This is a genomic window from Pseudoroseomonas cervicalis ATCC 49957 (genome assembly GCF_000164635.1).
GTDB classification, from domain to species: Bacteria; Pseudomonadota; Alphaproteobacteria; order Acetobacterales; family Acetobacteraceae; genus Pseudoroseomonas; species Pseudoroseomonas cervicalis.
In genome coordinates, this window is the sequence record NZ_GG771118.1 from 1 (window position 1) to 844 (window position 844).

Genomic DNA, 844 nt, shown 5'->3' on the forward strand with positions numbered 1-844 from the left:
CGCCGCGCCGCCCGCCCCGCCGCCCGCCGCGCCGGCGCGACGCCTGCGCGTGCTGGTGGCCGATGACAGCCGGGTCAACCAGCGCGTCTTCGCCCGCATCCTGGAGCGCGCCGGGCACGAGGTGCTGCTGGCCGACAATGGCGACATCGCCCTCGACCTGCTGGAGCGCGAGGCGGAGCGGCTGGACCTGGTGCTGATGGACCTCAACATGCCCGAGGTGGACGGGCTGGAGGCCACCAAGCTGTTCCGCGTCATGGCGCTCGGCCAGCCGCACCTGCCGATCCTGGCGCTGACGGCGGATGCCACCGAGGCGGCCGAGCGGCGCTGCCTGGAGGCCGGCATGGATGGCTATCTGGTCAAGCCGATCGAGGCCGAGGCGCTGCTGCGCGTGGTGGAGGAGAAGGCGCGCCCGCCGCGCCCCGGCACGGCCCTGGCGCCCGCCGTGGCCGAGATCGCCTCCCACCCCCGCTTCCGCGCCAGCGGCCCGGCGCTGGACGGGGAGACGGTGGAGAATCTGCGCCGCCTGGGCGGCGAGGCGTTCCTGGAGCAGCTGGCGCGCGACTTCCTCGACGACGCGGCGCGGCTGATCGAGGCGATCGGCCAGGCGGCGCTGCGCGGCGACATGGCGCGCTTCCAGTCCGAGGCGCATGCGCTGCGCAGCAGCGCCGCCAATCTCGGCGCCATCGGCATCACCCGGCTCTGCGGCGAGTGGCGCAAGCTGAGCCGGGAGGAAGTGATGCGCGAGGGCGCCGAGCTGGCGCTGCGCGCCCGGGCGGAGCTGGAGCGGCTGCGCCAGGCGCTGCTGCCCGACAGCAACGGGCAGAGCCATCGCGGCTGAGCCCGG

At 75.6% G+C, this 844-nt stretch carries 1 protein-coding gene; it reads left to right on the plus strand.

The genetic code is table 11. The annotated features are described in order from the left end of the window. Positions 1 to 838: response regulator (locus HMPREF0731_RS22075; RefSeq protein WP_007006486.1), on the plus strand; the 838-nt coding region annotated here is incomplete at its 5' end. Positions 839 to 844: the final 6 nt, after the last annotated feature.